This window comes from Pseudoalteromonas sp. MQS005, from assembly GCF_001661605.1.
GTDB classification, from domain to species: domain Bacteria; phylum Pseudomonadota; class Gammaproteobacteria; order Enterobacterales; family Alteromonadaceae; genus Pseudoalteromonas; species Pseudoalteromonas tetraodonis.
In genome coordinates this window covers 14,111-30,663 of sequence record NZ_LYRQ01000030.1, presented here as the reverse complement: position 1 = coordinate 30,663, position 16,553 = coordinate 14,111, and the positions used below count along the sequence as shown (strand labels likewise).

At 40.6% G+C, this 16,553-nt stretch carries 17 protein-coding genes and 1 riboswitch; of the genes, 10 read left to right on the top strand and 7 right to left on the bottom strand.

From position 1 onward, the window contains the following. Window position 1 precedes the first annotated feature (1 nt). The 3 genes from A9479_RS11650 to recQ all read right to left on the bottom strand — a co-directional run bounded on the left by A9479_RS11650 (window position 2) and on the right by recQ (window position 3,964). Complete coding sequence (locus A9479_RS11650) at window positions 2-1,720, bottom strand: outer membrane protein assembly factor (RefSeq protein WP_064663503.1); 1,719 nt, start codon at window positions 1,718-1,720, stop codon at window positions 2-4. 128 nt (window positions 1,721-1,848) lie between these two features. Continuing rightward, the gene (locus A9479_RS11645) at window positions 1,849-2,133 is read right to left on the bottom strand and encodes a DUF3630 family protein (protein ID WP_013465829.1); all 285 of its coding nucleotides are present in this window, start codon (window positions 2,131-2,133) and stop codon (window positions 1,849-1,851) included. A gap of 7 nt (window positions 2,134-2,140) precedes the next feature. Further along, the gene (gene recQ, locus A9479_RS11640) at window positions 2,141-3,964 is read right to left on the bottom strand and encodes a DNA helicase RecQ (RefSeq protein ID WP_028835655.1); all 1,824 of its coding nucleotides are present in this window, start codon (window positions 3,962-3,964) and stop codon (window positions 2,141-2,143) included. A gap of 151 nt (window positions 3,965-4,115) precedes the next feature. Between recQ and A9479_RS11635 the strand changes: the two genes are divergently transcribed. Next, the gene (locus tag A9479_RS11635) at window positions 4,116-4,571 is read left to right on the top strand and encodes a thioesterase family protein (protein WP_028835656.1); all 456 of its coding nucleotides are present in this window, start codon (window positions 4,116-4,118) and stop codon (window positions 4,569-4,571) included. Window positions 4,572-4,622: 51 nt separating this feature from the next. Further along, complete coding sequence (gene rarD / locus A9479_RS11630; RefSeq protein ID WP_028835657.1) at window positions 4,623-5,543, top strand: EamA family transporter RarD; 921 nt, start codon at window positions 4,623-4,625, stop codon at window positions 5,541-5,543. Window positions 5,544-5,548: 5 nt separating this feature from the next. On the opposite strand, the gene A9479_RS11625 is transcribed toward rarD, so the two are convergent. After that, on the bottom strand, window positions 5,549-6,781 hold the full coding sequence (locus A9479_RS11625; protein ID WP_064663502.1) for a diguanylate cyclase: 1,233 nt from the start codon (window positions 6,779-6,781) through the stop codon (window positions 5,549-5,551). Between the two features lie 86 nt (window positions 6,782-6,867). After that, entirely contained in the window at window positions 6,868-7,242 is a 375-nt protein-coding gene (locus A9479_RS11620) for a DUF413 domain-containing protein (protein WP_008110628.1), read from the bottom strand. A gap of 89 nt (window positions 7,243-7,331) precedes the next feature. On the opposite strand from A9479_RS11620, the gene A9479_RS11615 reads away from it, so the two are divergent. The 8 genes from A9479_RS11615 to ung all read left to right on the top strand — a co-directional run bounded on the left by A9479_RS11615 (window position 7,332) and on the right by ung (window position 14,963). Then, entirely contained in the window at window positions 7,332-8,201 is an 870-nt protein-coding gene (locus A9479_RS11615; RefSeq protein WP_013465823.1) for a LysR family transcriptional regulator, read from the top strand. Between the two features lie 163 nt (window positions 8,202-8,364). Beyond that, window positions 8,365-9,294 carry a porin gene (locus A9479_RS11610; RefSeq protein WP_064663501.1) on the top strand — a complete coding sequence of 310 codons (930 nt, stop codon included), beginning with the start codon at window positions 8,365-8,367 and terminating at the stop codon, window positions 9,292-9,294. Between the two features lie 61 nt (window positions 9,295-9,355). Further along, a riboswitch (cobalamin riboswitch) is annotated at window positions 9,356-9,480 on the top strand. Window positions 9,481-9,558: 78 nt separating this feature from the next. After that, a complete protein-coding gene (locus A9479_RS11605; protein ID WP_033102555.1) occupies window positions 9,559-10,371 on the top strand; it encodes an ABC transporter ATP-binding protein in 813 nt (270 codons plus the stop codon). Between the two features lies 1 nt (window position 10,372). Next, entirely contained in the window at window positions 10,373-11,383 is a 1,011-nt protein-coding gene (locus A9479_RS11600; RefSeq protein WP_028835661.1) for an iron ABC transporter permease, read from the top strand. Continuing rightward, window positions 11,383-12,864 (top strand): cobyric acid synthase, encoded by a 1,482-nt coding sequence (locus A9479_RS11595; protein WP_064663500.1) that lies wholly within the window; start codon window positions 11,383-11,385, stop codon window positions 12,862-12,864. The genes A9479_RS11600 and A9479_RS11595 overlap by 1 nt, the downstream gene beginning before the upstream one ends. Then, on the top strand, window positions 12,857-13,456 hold the full coding sequence (cobO, locus tag A9479_RS11590) for a cob(I)yrinic acid a,c-diamide adenosyltransferase (protein WP_028835663.1): 600 nt from the start codon (window positions 12,857-12,859) through the stop codon (window positions 13,454-13,456). The genes A9479_RS11595 and cobO overlap by 8 nt, the downstream gene beginning before the upstream one ends. Beyond that, window positions 13,456-14,304, top strand: coding sequence for a cobalamin-binding protein (locus tag A9479_RS11585; protein ID WP_064663499.1), 849 nt, complete (start codon window positions 13,456-13,458; stop codon window positions 14,302-14,304). The genes cobO and A9479_RS11585 overlap by 1 nt, the downstream gene beginning before the upstream one ends. Next, window positions 14,301-14,963, top strand: coding sequence for a uracil-DNA glycosylase (gene ung, locus A9479_RS11580; RefSeq protein ID WP_064663498.1), 663 nt, complete (start codon window positions 14,301-14,303; stop codon window positions 14,961-14,963). Before A9479_RS11585 ends, ung begins: the two co-directional genes overlap by 4 nt. A gap of 59 nt (window positions 14,964-15,022) precedes the next feature. Here the strand turns inward: ung and A9479_RS11575 are convergent, their stop codons facing one another. Together A9479_RS11575 and tal are read right to left on the bottom strand one after the other, a co-directional pair. Further along, entirely contained in the window at window positions 15,023-15,211 is a 189-nt protein-coding gene (locus A9479_RS11575) for a DUF3545 family protein (protein ID WP_008467780.1), read from the bottom strand. Window positions 15,212-15,437: 226 nt separating this feature from the next. Further along, window positions 15,438-16,388 (bottom strand): transaldolase, encoded by a 951-nt coding sequence (tal, locus tag A9479_RS11570; RefSeq protein ID WP_064663497.1) that lies wholly within the window; start codon window positions 16,386-16,388, stop codon window positions 15,438-15,440. Between the last annotated feature and the right edge of the window lie 165 nt (window positions 16,389-16,553).

Here is a 16,553-nt window from a genome sequence, read left to right as displayed (position 1 = left end):
TTTAAAAAGAATTTTTGACGCTGAGCAGCCATTGTACCGAGTCAACATCATCATATTTATTTAGCGGCGCGGCTATATCAAGGTGGATCATGGTACCTGCATTGGCACGACTTGGCGCAAGGCGCAAACCTAAGCCCACATTTTTTAGCACTGGGGTGTTCTCAACTTGATACTGAGTGTTCGAGTCGTTGTTATACCAAGCTCGACCAATATCTAAAAAGGCCGCCCCTCCCACTTTAAACAGCTGTAGTAAGTCATATTCCCAGTAATAGCGCTTTTCTAAACTGACTAAAAAACTCCGATCCCCATGTTGAAATTCCATAGGATAGCCACGAAGTCCAGTTTCGCCCCCTAGGGTGAGCTGTTTATCATTGGTGAGGTTTTTTGCGTATTGCAGCCTTGCTTTTACATACCAAGATTGATCAATACTGGTATTTAAATAATATTGAATTTGGCTAGTAGTGAGCAAGTTTTCGAGCTGTTTTTTCTCGTTATTCCAATAGCCTTGAATATCTGCATGAAAACGCCAAAGGGTATGGTTAGTGCTAAAATGGGCTTTGTTAAAATTAAACGAGTACACAGCGCGGCTATCGTCGTTACTCATTGATTCATCGGAGTAGCCCAGGGTGGCTTTGATATTCCAGCCTAAATTTAAATCCTCAGTACGATAAATACTGTCAAAGTTACGTACTTTTATAAAGTTATCTTCAAACCAATGGCCGCTGATGTAGAGGTAACTTAAGCTTCTGTTTTCAGCCACTGCTGTAGTGGTAGAATCAATCGCTTTGAAAGTGTGTTGCTCATCAATATAACCAAGGCTCAAGCGCTGGGTCCAGTTATGACTAAGGGCTTTAGAGTGGCCAAAAAATACCTGGTTTAGGTCGGTTTTTTGTTCAAACTCACTAAACTTTTCACCTCTGATGTATAAGGCTTCTTCTCGTTGGGTTGAGTAACTCAGGGCGCCATAACTATAGGGCGTATCTATGGCATAAAACGGGTAGGTTAGTTCAACTAAATGACTTTTGCCGTCGCTGTTGTCGGCATACTCTAAACGCCCTCGGTAGCGAGTTGATAAGATATTAGGATCATCGTAAACAAATAAATAACCATTTCGGTCACTGTCTGTTTTACGTGCAAACGATAACCGTTTGCCCCAACCAAATAAGTTAGATTCGCGAAAACCAATACTTGATTTATTTTCACCACCACTACGGCTAAAACTAAGTTCGGGCAGTAAAGTCCATAAGTCTCGAGTAATTACTGTTACATTAATATTTCCATCACAATTTTCGTTAGCAATAATTTGTGCATCATATAAATAACTTTGTTTTCTCAGTAACCGCTCAGATTCGGCCAGCGCTTTTGGATTAAAGGTATCGCCTGACTTAAACAGTAAAATACTCTTAATTACCTCAGGCTCGGTTTGTATGTGCGCCCGATTGGCAAAACGAAATAATGCATTGTTTTCAGCCTCTAGTTCAGTATTAAATACATTAAGCTGTTGCAAAGTAATGGAGGCAATTTTAGTGTTACTTTGTGCTGTGAGTGTTGGAGTTTGAGATGTAATTTGACGACGCAAATTATTTTCATGAGTTTGTGATGAGTCGTCATTAGGGCAGCTTTGGGCTAGTGGCGCTTCTTGCGCGCAAACGCTGAGCATAAACATACTCGAAATAGAAAGGCTAAAACAACTACGTGCAATCCATTTTCTATTTAACATTGACCCTCTTTAGCGCTATTTTGCAAAATAAAACACTTACTCTTAGCTTACATCATTGTTATTGATATGTAAGTAAAAGACAGATTTAGTTTTATTTTTAGAGCGATTATAAGGTATTAGCTATGCATTTAAGTTAAATAAAATGTTAACGCTGCCAATAGGTTGTCGGCATCTTGTCCTTCACCATTAATCCACACACTTTGGCTGTAATGCTCAAAATTTAAATTAAATGTGTGGTTAGCATAGTTAAAACGCAGTTGATGACGATCTGCCCCAGCGGCATACTCATTAATGCTAATTTCATCGCTGTGCAAAAATAACGTTCCCCACAATTCAAAGTCTTCATCGTGCGGCAGCTCTGTTGGTTTAACAATAATACATTGATGTGTGTGATCGTATTCAAGTTCGGTCATAAGGGGCTTATTGCGTTGCTAGGTAGTGTCGAATTGCGGTTAAAAACTCACCGCCATACTTGTTTAATTTAGTAAAACCAACCCCCGACACTTTTAAAAACTCACTGTCGTTAGTAGGCATAAGCTGCGCCATTTCGGCTAGCGTTTTATCGTTAAATACTACATAAGGCGGCACATCATCGGCATCGGCTAACTCTTTACGCAATGCACGCAGGCGAGCGAATAGTTTTTTATCGTAATTAAACTGCGCTAACTTATCCTGATAAACGTGTTTAGCTTGTAAGCGAGGCTCGGCCAATTGCAGCGCATATTCACCTTTTAAAATAGCGCGTGCAGCTTCAGTTAAACGCAATGAAGCGCCTTGGGTTATATCTTGGCTTAATAGCCCTTGATGAATAAGTTGGCGTAAAATACTAAGCCAAAATTCACTGCTTTTATCTTTACCTATGCCATAGGTACTAAGTTCATGGTGATTGTTATCACGAATGCGGCTAGTATTCGCGCCGCGTAATAACTCTACAATGTAACCTAACCCAAATCGTTGTTGCGCGCGATACACACACGAAAGCGCTTGCTGTGCGACTAATGTGCCATCAAAACTTTTAGGTGGATTTAAGCAAATGTCACAGTTCCCACAGGGCTCGCGTTGGTACTCACTAAAGTAGTTCAATAATATTTGACGACGACACGTTTGTGCTTCGGCAAAGCTGGCCATGGCATTAAAGCGCTGCTCTTCTACGCGGCGGCGTTGTTCATCGTCAATATCTTCAAAAAAGCGTCTAACTCGGCCTATATCGGCAGGGTCAAAATACATGATGGCCTCTGCAGCCAGTCCATCTCGTCCAGCACGGCCTGTTTCTTGGTAATAAGCTTCAATACTTTTTGGAATGTCGTAATGCAGAACAAAGCGTACATTAGGCTTGTTAATTCCCATACCAAAGGCAACGGTGGCAACCACAATTTGAATATCGTCACGGGCAAATCCGGTTTGCACAAACTGACGTTGCTCGTTACTCATTCCCGCATGGTAAGCGGCAGCATTAAGGCCTGCATCAGCAAGCTTTTCAGCTATATCATCAACACGTTTACGACTGGTGCAATAAATAATACCACTTTGATTTTTTTGCTCTTTTAAATAACGCAGTAATTGCACCATAGGTTTAAATTTTTCTTCTATGGTGTAACGAATATTAGGGCGATCAAAACTGCCGGTATGAATGTAGGGCTGTTGTAGCTTGAGTTGCTCAACAATATCAAAGCGAGTCGCTTTATCGGCAGTGGCAGTGAGTGCCATCATAGGCACATGTGCAAAGCGTTGTTTAAGCTCATTTAAACGAAAATAATGCGGTCTAAAATCGTGACCCCAATGAGAAACACAGTGTGCTTCATCAATAGCAAACAAGCTAACATTCAAATGAGAGAGCCGCTCTAAAAAGTCGCGTTGTAGCACTTTTTCAGGAGCTACATAAAGTAGCTTTATCAGCCCTTGATGCAATTGCTGATACACTAATTGTTGTTCTTCGCGAGCTAGGCTGTTATTGACATAAGCGGCCTTAACTCCCAGTGCTTGTAACTGGGTGACTTGATCTTGCATTAAAGAGATCAGCGGAGAAATAACAATGGTGACTCCTTCTAATACCAACGCGGGTATTTGGTAACACACCGATTTACCACCACCGGTGGGCAGTAATACTAATGAATCTTGGCCATTAATGGCGGCATCAATTACTGCACTTTGACCGTCGCGAAATTCACTGTAACCAAACACTTGTTTGAGTACAGTTTCGGGTTTACGCACAAGCGTATTAGGAGAAGGAGTTAGTGTATTCATCGGCGCTATTTTAGTGGTTTTTTATCAGGATGTCTTTAGCTTTCATTACTTGGTACACACATCTGTAGTGATAAACTAAAATCTGCAGGGGGTTACAATAGCCTCAAGCTGTGCTTTACTCATCGTACCACTGAAAACATAGAGAATAATAATGAATAAAGAAATGTTGATCGATCAAGTAGGGGCGCTGTTTGTTAATAACATGCCCTTTAACCAGTTTTTAAAAATAGCAGTAGAGTCACTTAGTACTGAACAAGCTAAAATATCATTTCCTTGGCAAGACGTATTAATTGGTAATCCGGCGCAAAAGATTCTTCACGGTGGAGTGATTTCTGCGGTGCTCGACAATGTAGGCGGAATGCTTGCTGCAGCAAGTGTAATAGGAAAACTAGACGATGCCGACTTACCCAGTGTGCATAAAAAGTTAGCAACGCTGGGCACCATAGATTTACGTACTGATTATTTACGCCCAGGTAAAGGGGAGGTATTTATTGCCAGCGCCACACTTATTCGTTCAGGAAATAAAGTGTGCGTGTGCCGGATGGAGTTACATAACGAGCAGTCGGTACAAATAGCGTTTGGAACGGGCACGTATTTAGTTGGCTAAAAAGTGAGAGGGGGTTAAACTTACGGCCTTTTAAATCATCAAGTGGTTATTATGTCGATTGATACCGAGCAGCGAAAGGGCGCCATTTTTGCCTGCCTCGCCTTTTTTATGTGGGGCCTAGCACCCATTTATTTTAAGATGATCCAACATGTATCAGCATTTGAAATTTTAATGCATCGTGTTATTTGGTCCGTGATGTTTCTTATTTTGGTGGTGAGTGTGCTCAACTACTGGGATAAAATTAAACGCATTTTAATCCAACCTAAATTAATTCTGATGCTAGTTGTTACCTCGACCTTACTGGGGTTTAACTGGGGGTTGTTTATATGGGCTATTAATAACAACCACATGCTAGATGCCAGCTTAGGCTACTATATCAATCCTTTGTTAAATGTATTACTTGGTATGGTGTTTTTAAACGAGCGGTTACGTAAGTTGCAAGGAGCTGCTGTTGCCTTGGCTTTTACAGGTGTTTTATTACAGTTAATTAGTTTTGGTTCATTTCCGATTGTGGCATTTTCGTTAGCGACTTCTTTTGCGTTATATGGCCTATTACGTAAAAAACTACAGGTTGATGCCCTGCCTGGGATTTTAATTGAGGCATTAATATTATTACCGGTGGCACTGACCTATTGGTGGTTAATGGTGCCGACTGAAACGTCTAATTTACCAGCGAATGATTGGCTAACTAATGCGCTATTAGTAAGTGCAGGTATAGTGACTACGCTACCATTGCTGTGTTTTACCGGCGCGGCTAAGCGATTGCAATACACAACGCTTGGGTTTTTTCAGTACATAGGGCCTAGCTTAATGTTTATTTTAGCAGTGGTGTTTTATGGTGAAGTGTTTGATGCTGAGCGTGTAATTACCTTTGCGTGTATTTGGAGTGCACTGGCTATTTTTAGTTGGGATTCATACCATCAGTCGCGTAAACGCAGAAAAGCAGCCATTGTCGCCTCAGGTGTGGTTTAGTTAAACTAAACCACTTTATTACGCCCCGACTCTTTGGCTTTGTAGAGCTTTAAGTCGGCTTGTTTTAATAGTTCGTCAATTTGATAGGTTTCACTGTGGCTGAAGCCTATCGACAGCGTAAGCTTGATTTGTGCTTGGCTAAACTCATGGCTATTAAGCTCAATAAATAATCGAAAGCTTTCTAGTCGTTTTAGTGCTTCTTGCTCGGTCAGTTCAGTAAAAAATACCGCAAATTCTTCTCCGCCTAAACGGGCAACCAATTGGTTTTCAAAATATTTATTAAAGCATACAGCCAGCCCTTTAAGCACTTCATCTCCGGCATCATGGCCATAGGTATCATTAATAGCTTTAAAATGGTCAATATCAAGCATAGCTAACATGGCTGGTGCTTTTGCTTTTTTAAACTGCTTTAATGACTTGTTAGCCTCTTCAAAAAAGTAACGACGATTAGGGAGTTTAGTTAAGTAATCTGTATTGGCTTGTCGTTTTATAGTTTCGATATGCTCTAGCATATCGACGTTTTGGCTTAACCGGCAGTAAAATTCTTCACTGTTAAATGGTTTGTATAAATAGTCATTTGCTCCATTTTTTAAAAATAAAGCGGATAAATTAGACGAAGTAGCGCCTGAAATGCCAATTATGGCTTTTTCGTCATTACTATAAATGCGTCTAATTTCATTACACAGCTCAATACCGCCCATATTAGGCATTTCTTTGTCGGTAATAATCACAGAAATATCGGGGGTGCTTTCAAGCTCTTTAAGCGCCTCTAGGCCATCGGCTGCTTGTAATATTTGATATTTGTGACGTGTTAATAAACTACATATGTATTGGCGTGTTGACGCAGAGTCATCAACAACCAATACTTTTACATGCTTATTACGGGGCAGGCGGTAAAGCTGCTTTTCTAAATACTCGTAGGCTTGTTTATTGCCTTTGATGATGTAATCAATAATGGGGTATTTTTCAACGGTGTCACGGGTATGCTTATCGATATTGCCTGTCATCACTATGGTAGGAATATCTGCTGCAATGGTGCATGGAACCGCTTCACCTTGTGGCGCGTCAGGTAATATAAAGTCGACCACTGCGCAAAAATAATGGTGCTTACTTATAAGCTCTTTAGTCTCAGCCAAGGATTGAGCAATATCAACCTCGTAGCCGACTTTTTGCGCGATATGCTTTTGCACTCGCGCAATAGTAGGAGTGTCTTCAACAATAAGTATTCTGTGCGTCACGTAACAGCCTTGTTTAAATTCTGCAAAAGTGTTTGCTTATACAAGTTGTAACTGCTAAAACGCCAAAAAGCAACTATTGTAGTGACTTATAGATTGTCTGCCTCAGAATAATAATCTTGGCTTATTGGTGTTGGCCCTGAAATTTTTGAGCGTCCAAATAATGTATGGAATTTTGTTTTGCAGGTTGTTAACTTTAAATATTTAACCCATGCTCGCTCAATTGGGTTACTTGGCTCTATTATGCCACTGACAGCATTTACAAATTGTTGCTGATGTTCGTTTTGTGGCTCAACTGTTTTGTTATACAGGCTTTTTAAAACAACACCGTGCTGTTCTAAAATACTTGCCTCTAACAGGGTAAAGTGTCCGCTGCGGCTAAATCCGCGTGGAAAGTTTTGGTCATCATAAAATTGACGTTGACTTACGAATGCTTGACGAAGTAGTGAAATATCATTGCTCATAGCTGTACCCTCATACCAATTATTAGCTGGAGTATGGGACATAATCGCTATTTTTTTAAACAAAAAATTTTTATCGTGAGGATAAAAAATTGGACATAGATTTATTAAAAACATTTGTTGAAGTGGTGCGTACTCGCCATTTTGGTAAAGCGGCAGAAAACCTATATATAACGCAGTCTGCGGTGAGTTTTAGAATTCGCCAATTAGAGCAGGGCTTAGGCGTAAATTTATTTATTCGTCAGCGTAATAATATTCAACTCACTGCACCTGGTGAGCGTTTGTTACCGCATGCGCAAATGATTATTACCGGCATGCAAAGAGCCAAAGTGGATGTTGCACTTGCAGATAATATGCATAAGCAAATTAGTCTAGCAGGTACGCCTAATATTTGGGATGCATTTTTACAGTTTGGTATTACAAATATTGTATCGGCGATGCCTGGTGTATCGCTGGTGGCAGAAGTGAAAGCGCAACAAGAAAGCACTCGCTTATTGTTGGAGCGCACCCTTGATTTAGCTATTTTGTTTGATCCTCCTAAAGTTGATGAACTTGTGGTTGAACGTATTTGTGAACTGCCCATTATTCCGGTGAGTGGTTACGATACGGCAACCAGTGATAACTTTTTTGATAATCAATATGTGTATGTTGATTGGGGAACCACGTTTTCTCTTTGGCATGCGCGTCAGTTTACCGGTAAAACACCGCCTTATTTTAGAACCAGTACAGGGCGTATAGCGCTTGATTTAATACTGCAATGTGGCGGTAGTGCGTTTATTCCACAGGTATTAGTTAAAGATCATTTAGAAAAAGGCGAACTTTTTCATGTAAAAGGGGTAGAAAATACCTCAAGAGATGTATTTGTTGCCTATCATAGAGATAACGAACAGAAAGAGTTGATAGAAACCTTGGTTAATTTGTTGTCGCAAATGACACCGAGTTTATTGAAACAAAGTAAGTAGTCGGTAGGCAGTTTATTTTACATGTTATTTTGATTTCAGATTTAATGCAGTTTTATTAACTTAAAAAGACAAAAATGTGTCCTTTGTAATATTTTTGTCATTTAGTGGTGACACACTGCTGCTGTTTTAAAAATTAGTCTATTGTGATTATCGAGGAAATAACATGAAATTTGCAAAATCGAGCTTATGCTTAGCCCTACTTAGTGGTTTATCTTTTAATGCACTTGCAGAGGTAGACATTTACGGTAAAGCAAATGTAACCGTTCAATCATCTGATGATGGTGAAGGGTCGTTTACTGAAATTAAAAGTAATGCATCTCGTTTCGGACTTAAAGGGTCTGAAAAAATTTCAGACGGTTTAGAAGCGGTTTATAAGTTTGAATTTCAGGTTGATGTGTCTGATGCCGATTCTAAAGGTGATGACGACAATATTTCAGCGCGTAATCAATATGTGGGCTTTAAAGGCGGATTTGGTCAGGTTGTGATAGGCCGCAACGACACCGCGCTTAAGCAAGCGCAGGGGAAACTAGATCTTTTCAACGATCTTGAAGGTGATATAAAAAATACCTTTAAAGGTGAAAATCGTCTAGGTAACTCAGTATCTTATGCTTCAAACTCATATGAAGGTTTTAAAGTATTAGCGTCATTTATTGCAGAAGACGACGTAGATGCCAAAAATGGCTACTCAGTGGCGTTAACTTACGGTGATGCAGGCCTTAAAAAGAGCGTTGTATATGCTGCCATTGCTGCTGATAGCGAAGTAAATGGTTACGATGTAGTGCGTGCAACAGTTCAAGGTAAAATTGAAGATTTTAGACTTGGCGCGATGTACCAAACACAAGAAAAAGTAGATGGCAGCGCTGAGGCTGACGGTTACTTAGTGAATGCAGCTTACCTTATGGGTAGCAACACTTTCAAAGTGCAATACCAAACAATGGATTTTGATGACAGCGATGATAAAAGCGCGGTATCGGTAGGTGTTGACCATAAGCTAAACAAAAACCTTAAAGTATTTGGCTTTTACTCAAGCTTTGATATGGACAACAATGTTGACCAAGATTACCTAGGTTTAGGTATGGAATATAAGTTTTAACTAAACCTTAGTTAAAACACTCCCTTTTAACCGCACTCAGTTGAGTGCGGTTTTTTTTTGCTTTAAATTATTTACTTATCTGCGCATAATAGCCAAGCATTTGGAATGAGGTGTAACTCCTCAACTATTCCCGTAACTGTGATCAGTTTTACTGTAAGTCAGATACAAATGCCTTAAAACTTCATATAACGAGCGGGTTAACTCATTTTCTTTTTGGTACGTATTAGTACTGAGTGTGGGTGTTTCCCTGCCTAGGATAATTTTTTGCACACTCACACCTCTTTAAACTTACCGCTTTTAACCGTTAACAACGTTTCTTGGCGAGTGGACAATACATTAATTCTTAAGCACATTAATGTGAGCATTGAGCGTGGTAAATTTATTGGTTTAATTGGCCCTAATGGGGCAGGAAAGTCGAGTTTACTGCGGTGCTTATATCGATTTAATAAGCCATCAGCAGGCGACATTAAATTTAACGATACCGATATTTGGCAGCTAAAAAGCGAAGACTATGCCAAGCAAGTTGCGGTAGTGCTACAAGAAACACCGTCGCAATTTAATCTCTCGTTATTCGATGTTGTAGCTCTAGGGCTTACCCCGCATAAAACGCTATTTAGCTCGACCACTCAAGCAGATAAACAAAAAATAGCGCAGGCTATTAGTCGTGTTGGGCTTGAATCTCATAGCAATCAGTCATTTGACTCACTATCTGGCGGTGAAAAGCAACGAGCGCTTATTGCCAGAGCGATTGTGCAGCAACCACAGCTACTCATTATGGATGAACCCACAAGCCACCTTGATGTTAAATATCAAATTCAATTAATGGAGCTGGCTAAATCTTTGGGCATTACTGTGTTTGCTTCATTTCATGATTTAAATTTAGCGGCAGCCATGTGCGATGAGTTAGTGGTTATTAAAAACGGAGAAATCGCTAGCGCGGGAAAGCCTAATAAGGTGATCACCGAGCAAATGCTTGATGAGGTTTTTGGTGTTTGCGCGCAAGTTAATACTCACCCTCAAACGGCGTCCAATGGCGAGTCTATTCCCCATATTACCTATTATTATGGATACCAATAACATGGCGATTATGTCTAACCATGGTGTGGCGTTAATTATTGCACTGTTATGCGCTGTATTTAGTTTATTTGTGGCATTGAGCTTTGGTGCTGCCCCTACCTCGCTCGCAGATGTATACCATAGCTTAACTTTTTCAAGCGAGGCCTCATTTACCAGCCGCATTATTATTGAATTAAGAATGCCACGTACGTTACTGGCTTTTTTGGCCGGCAGCGGTTTAGCGATTGCTGGATTGATATTACAAACAGTTACTCGTAATCCATTGGCTGACCCTTATTTGTTTGGTATTTCGTCGGGAGCATCATTAGGAGTCGTAGTATTAATGGCTTTTGTTGGAATAGGCGCAGGCATTGCGCTATCAGCAGCAGCCTTAATTGGCAGTTTAGTAGCAATGGGGTTATTAATTTTAATTGCTGGCAGTCAACGCAACGCCCAAGTTGAGTCGATGTTATTGGCTGGGGTGGCCTTATCATTTTTATTTAGCGCCTTTACCAGTTTGTTACTTTATTGGAGCGATCCACAGGCCGTCGCGGCTATTTTATTTTGGACTTTGGGAAGTTTTGCTAGGGCGCAATGGCCGTCACTGTTATTACCTGCCTTGGTCATCATTACATGTACAGTCATTATGTTAGGTTTTAGACGCCAACTTAATGCCATGTTGTTAGGTGATGAAAGCGCAACAACGCTTGGTGTACGGGTGCATCGCTTTCGAATTTTAATGCTTATTTTAAGCTCATTGATCACAGCCGTATTGGTTGCTATGTGTGGCGGAATTGGCTTTGTTGGCTTAATGGTGCCGCACATAGTGCGCTTTTTTATCTCTCAAGGCAGTAGTGTTGGATTGTTAATGACCGGATTAGTCGGGGGCATATTTATGGTGTGGGTCGATGTACTGGCACGTTCATTACTCGCTAACCAAGAGCTGCCAATAGGGGTGATCACGGCGGCCATTGGTAGTCTATTCTTTTTAAGTATCTTGTATTTTCGTAAGCGCCAGCTGGTGGGTAAATAATGAAAACATTAATGGTACAAGGTACCACCTCCGATGCGGGTAAAAGCACCTTAGTGGCAGCACTTTGCAGAGTGTTTGCTAACCAAGGGGTTAATGTTGCACCGTTTAAACCACAAAATATGGCACTTAATAGCGCCGTAACGCACGATGGTGGCGAAATTGGCAGAGCCCAAGCATTACAAGCCATAGCCGCAAAAGTTGAACCTGAAATCGACTTTAACCCTATATTACTCAAACCCAATAGTGATACCGGCGCACAAGTTATTATTCATGGTAGAGCTATCAGCAATATGGAAGCCGATGCTTACCATGACTACAAAAAAGTGGCTATGGATGCAGTATTAACCTCGCATAAGCGTTTAGCTAAACGCTTTGATTTATTACTGGTAGAAGGGGCTGGCAGCCCAGCCGAAATTAATTTACGCGCAAACGATATTGCAAATATGGGTTACGCCGAGCAAGTGGATTGCCCTGTTATTATTATTGCCGATATTGATAAAGGAGGAGTATTTGCGCACTTAGTCGGGACTTTGGCGTTATTAAGCGAGTCTGAGCAAGCACGAGTAAAAGGCTTTGTGATTAACCGTTTTCGTGGTGATATTAGTTTATTACAAGGTGGGCTAGATTGGCTCGAGGAGTACACCGGTAAACCTGTATTAGGGGTATTACCTTACTTGCACTATTTAGCACTTGATGCAGAAGATGCTGTCGCCATAGATAATAATGTGACCGATACCAGTATAAATATTGCTGTACTGTTAGTGCCACATATTAGTAACCATACCGATTTTGATGCTCTGCGATTACACCCGAATATAAATATAACCTACGTGCGCCATACACAAGCAATTCCTGCTGTTGATTTAATTATTGTACCTGGCAGTAAAAATGTACTCAGCGATCTCGCGTTTTTAAAAAATGAAGGCTGGGATCAGCAAATTAAGCGCCATCTACGTTATGGTGGCAAAGTATTGGGTATTTGCGGTGGTATGCAAATGCTGGGTAACACTATCAGTGATCCAAATGGGGTGGAGTCATCGTTGGGGCAAGTGACGGGTTTAGCGCTTAGCGATTTTGATACGCTATTGGGTGAGCAAAAAGTGTTAAGCCGAGTGAGCGCAGTGCTTAATTTAAATGAGCAACAGGTTGCATGTGATGGCTACGAAATACATGCAGGTATTAGTCAAGGAAAGGCGCTCTACAAGCCACTCATTCGCTTTAATAAACACCCCAATGACTTTAAAACCGATGGTTTTGTGAGTGACGATAATGCCATTGCTGGTACCTATTTACATGGCTTGTTTGATAGCCCTGCAGCCACAGAGCAGCTGTTAAAGTGGGTGAAACCAGAAAGTGCAATTAGTGCGATTAGTATAAATGAGCATCGTGAACGCCAATTAGAACGCCTAGCTGATATGTGTAAAGCGCATTTAAATATTGAACAAATTATTAAAATTTATCAAGGACATAACAATGACTGAATCAACTAACGACAAGCACCAACAGCGCCAACAAAAAGTAAAAGAACAGGTTGATGCGCGAGTAGCCGCAGCGCAACGAGAAAAAGGCATTTTTCAGGTTATTACTGGTAACGGTAAAGGCAAATCGACTTCTGGCTTTGGTGTGGTTGCACGCTGTGTTGGGCACGGCAAAAAAGCTGCAGTATGTCAGTTTATTAAAGGCACATGGGAGTGTGGTGAGCGTAATTTACTGCAAGGTGCTGGGGTTGAATTTGCTGTTATGAACACCGGGTTTACGTGGGATACGCAAAATAAAGAGGCCGATACCGCGGCAGCGCAAGCAACATGGCAAGAGTCAAAGCGGATGCTAAGCGACAGCAGTATCGATGTGGTATTACTCGATGAACTCACCTATATGGTGACCTATGGTTATATCGACCTTGAAGAAGTGGTTGTTGCTGTAAATAATAGACCGCCTATGCAATCGGTAATTATTACTGGTCGTGCTGCGCATCGCACCTTAATAGAGCTTGCCGATACGGTAAGTGAAGTACGTAATGTAAAACATGCGTTTGAGTCGGGCGTAAAAGCATTGAAAGGCTTTGATTACTAATGTTAAAGCGTATTGTTTTTGGGCTGTTATTGTTTGCTGTTAATGTACCTCAAGCCCTAGCTGACAAGCCGCTTCGTATAGTGGCTTTAGCACCACACATAGTTGAAAATTTATATGCTATTGGGGCGGGTGATTTAATAGTGGGCACGCTGGATTACGCAGATTACCCGCAAGAGGCGACTAAAATTGAGCGTATTGGTGGCTACAATGGCATTTCTATTGAAAAGTTACTCATGCTAAAACCTGACATGGTGATTGCGTGGAAAAGTGGTAATCAGGCTGAAGATTTAGCACAAATAAAGCGTTTAGGAATTGAATTATATTTAAGTGATCCACGTTCTATTGAAGGGGTTGCCTCGGAAATACTAAAACTAGGTCAAATAACGGGTCATATTGAGCAAAGTAAACAAGTAGCCGAGACATTTACGGCCAAACTCAACGCAATTAAAGTTACACAGAAAGATAAAACCACGCTTACTGGGTTTTATCAGTTGTGGCCTGAGCCTATGATGACTGTATCAAAAAATACATGGATCAATCAGTTAATCGAAACTTGCCAAGTAACCAATGTATTTGCAAACAGCGACACAGATTACCCACAAATTAGCATCGAAAACGTGATAGTTACTAAGCCACAAGTTATTATTATTCCTGATGAAAAATCAAAAAGGGTAATGCCTACGGTAAATTGGCAGCAATGGCCTGAAATCCCTGCGGTAAAGTATGAGCAATTTATTAGCGTCAATGCTGATTTATTACATCGGTTTACCCCCAGAATGTTGGATGGATTAGCGCAGATGTGTGACAAAGTAGATATATCTAGAGAATTTATTAAGAGTCAATTATGAGCAACTGGTCATCTTTTTTAAACCATGAACTTAGCCAAACATATATGCAGCAAACCCTTGAATATATTGCGAATAAACGAGCCGAAGGCACTGCTGTATATCCGCCAAAATCACAGGTGTTTAGCGCATTTGATGCAACTCCACTTAGCGACATTAAAGTGGTTATATTAGGTCAAGACCCTTACCATGGAGAAGGGCAAGCGCATGGTTTGTGTTTTTCAGTATTGCCTGAGGTTAAAAAGCTCCCGCCTTCGCTTAAAAACATTTATAAAGAGTTAGTAACTGATATTAATGGCTTTACCACGCCAGAACACGGCTATTTACAAGGCTGGGCAGAGCAAGGTGTATTTTTACTCAATACTGTATTAACCGTAGAGCAAGGGCAAGCCCATTCCCATAAACACTTAGGTTGGGAGCAATTTACCGATAACGTGATTGCTCATATAAATGAGCACTGCCAAGGTGTGGTGTTTATTTTATGGGGCGCACATGCTCAAAAAAAAGGTAAAAGTATTGATCGCCAGCGCCATCATGTATTGGTAGGGCCTCATCCTTCGCCGCTTTCAGCGCATCGCGGCTTTTTTGGTTGCCAGCACTTTTCCAAAACCAATGAACTGTTAATAGCGCAAGGGGCGCAGCCCATTAATTGGCAGGTATAGGGTAATAGGCATTAAAAAAGGCTTTCATTAATGAAAGCCTTTTTAGTTGCTTATGTTGGTTAAAACTCTAACTCATCAATAGCAACACTATCTGCAAAATAGTCAAGCTCCTGTAGTTCTTTGCGCAAACGTTGCTTATCTTTTATTGCTTCTATTTCGCGCCATTTTCTTTTTTTATTTTTTTGAGAGGTTTTTTTCGATGTATCAGAACCTTCTAATATCTCTATTATTTCGTTTAGGCTATCCATTGATTATCTCCTATTGACCACTTTTTGAACCTCGGCAGTATCTATACCACAGCTATTAATAAAATAGAATATAAATGTGACGAAACTGTTACTAACGGGTGGTATTTTGATGAAGATCAATGAGAACAGCACTTAAATGGGGACAAGGCGAGTATTTAAAATAAAATTGCAGGTATAAAAAACGCCGCAATAAGCGACGTTTTTAAACTCTTAAAACAGCGGTTAGTTACATCGCTTTAAAGCGTGCTTCTAATTGTTCCTGTGCATCTGCAAATGAGCGAATACCTTCAGCGAGTTTTTCAGTCGCCATGGCATCTTGGTTATGTAACCAACGGAACTGTGTTTCGCTAAGTGGCTCAGGTTTTGGCTCTTTAGTAATATCACTTGCTAGCAAGTATTCTTCAGCACCTTCTAAATTACCCAAATCTTCTAAAAGATTAGGGCTAATTGTTAGCTTATCGCATCCTGTAAGGGCAATAATTTCACCGGTATTACGAAAGCTTGCGCCCATAACTACGGTTTTGTAGTCGTGACGTTTGTAAAACTCAAAAATGCTACGTACAGATTGCACACCCGGATCTTGAAGCGGATCGGTTGGTTTTTCCATACCGTTTGCCACGTGCCAATCTAAAATACGGCCAACAAATGGAGAGATTAAAAATACGTTTGCATCAGCACAGGCACGCGCTTGGGCATCGCTGAATAATAAAGTAAGGTTACACTTAGTGCCTTCTTTTTCTAATTGCTCAGCCGCTTTAATACCTTCCCACGTTGACGCTATTTTAATTAAAATTTTGTCTTTGCTTACGCCTTCTTTTTCGTAAAGGCTCAATAGCGTGTGTGCTTTATTAATTGTTGCTTGGGTATCAAATGATAAACGTGCATCAACTTCGGTAGAAATATAACCCGGTACAATTTCACTAATTTCTTTACCAAGTAATACTGCAAAATAATCACAAGCCAACTCTAGCTGTTTTGCAGGCTGCTGCTCTGTTTCTTTTGCATACTGCCATGCTTTATCTAGATAAGGTTTGTAAGCTTCAATCTCGCTCGCTTTTAAAAGTAGCGATGGATTGGTAGTCGTATCTTCAGGTTGATGTTTTTTTATGGCTTCTATATCGCCCGTGTCGGCCACGATAGAAGAATGTTGTTTAAGCCTTTGTAGAGCGCTAGTCATTTGCTTTTCCTCATTCCAAGCAAGTTAAAAGAAAATCTAAACTACCTTAATATAGCTATACTGCAACAGTGTGACAATGCTTGATAGGTCTTATGTCCTTATCAATAAAAAAACGGTAACGGTTGAGTTTTAGGTAGGATAATTTTAAACAAAACGTGCTTTTCG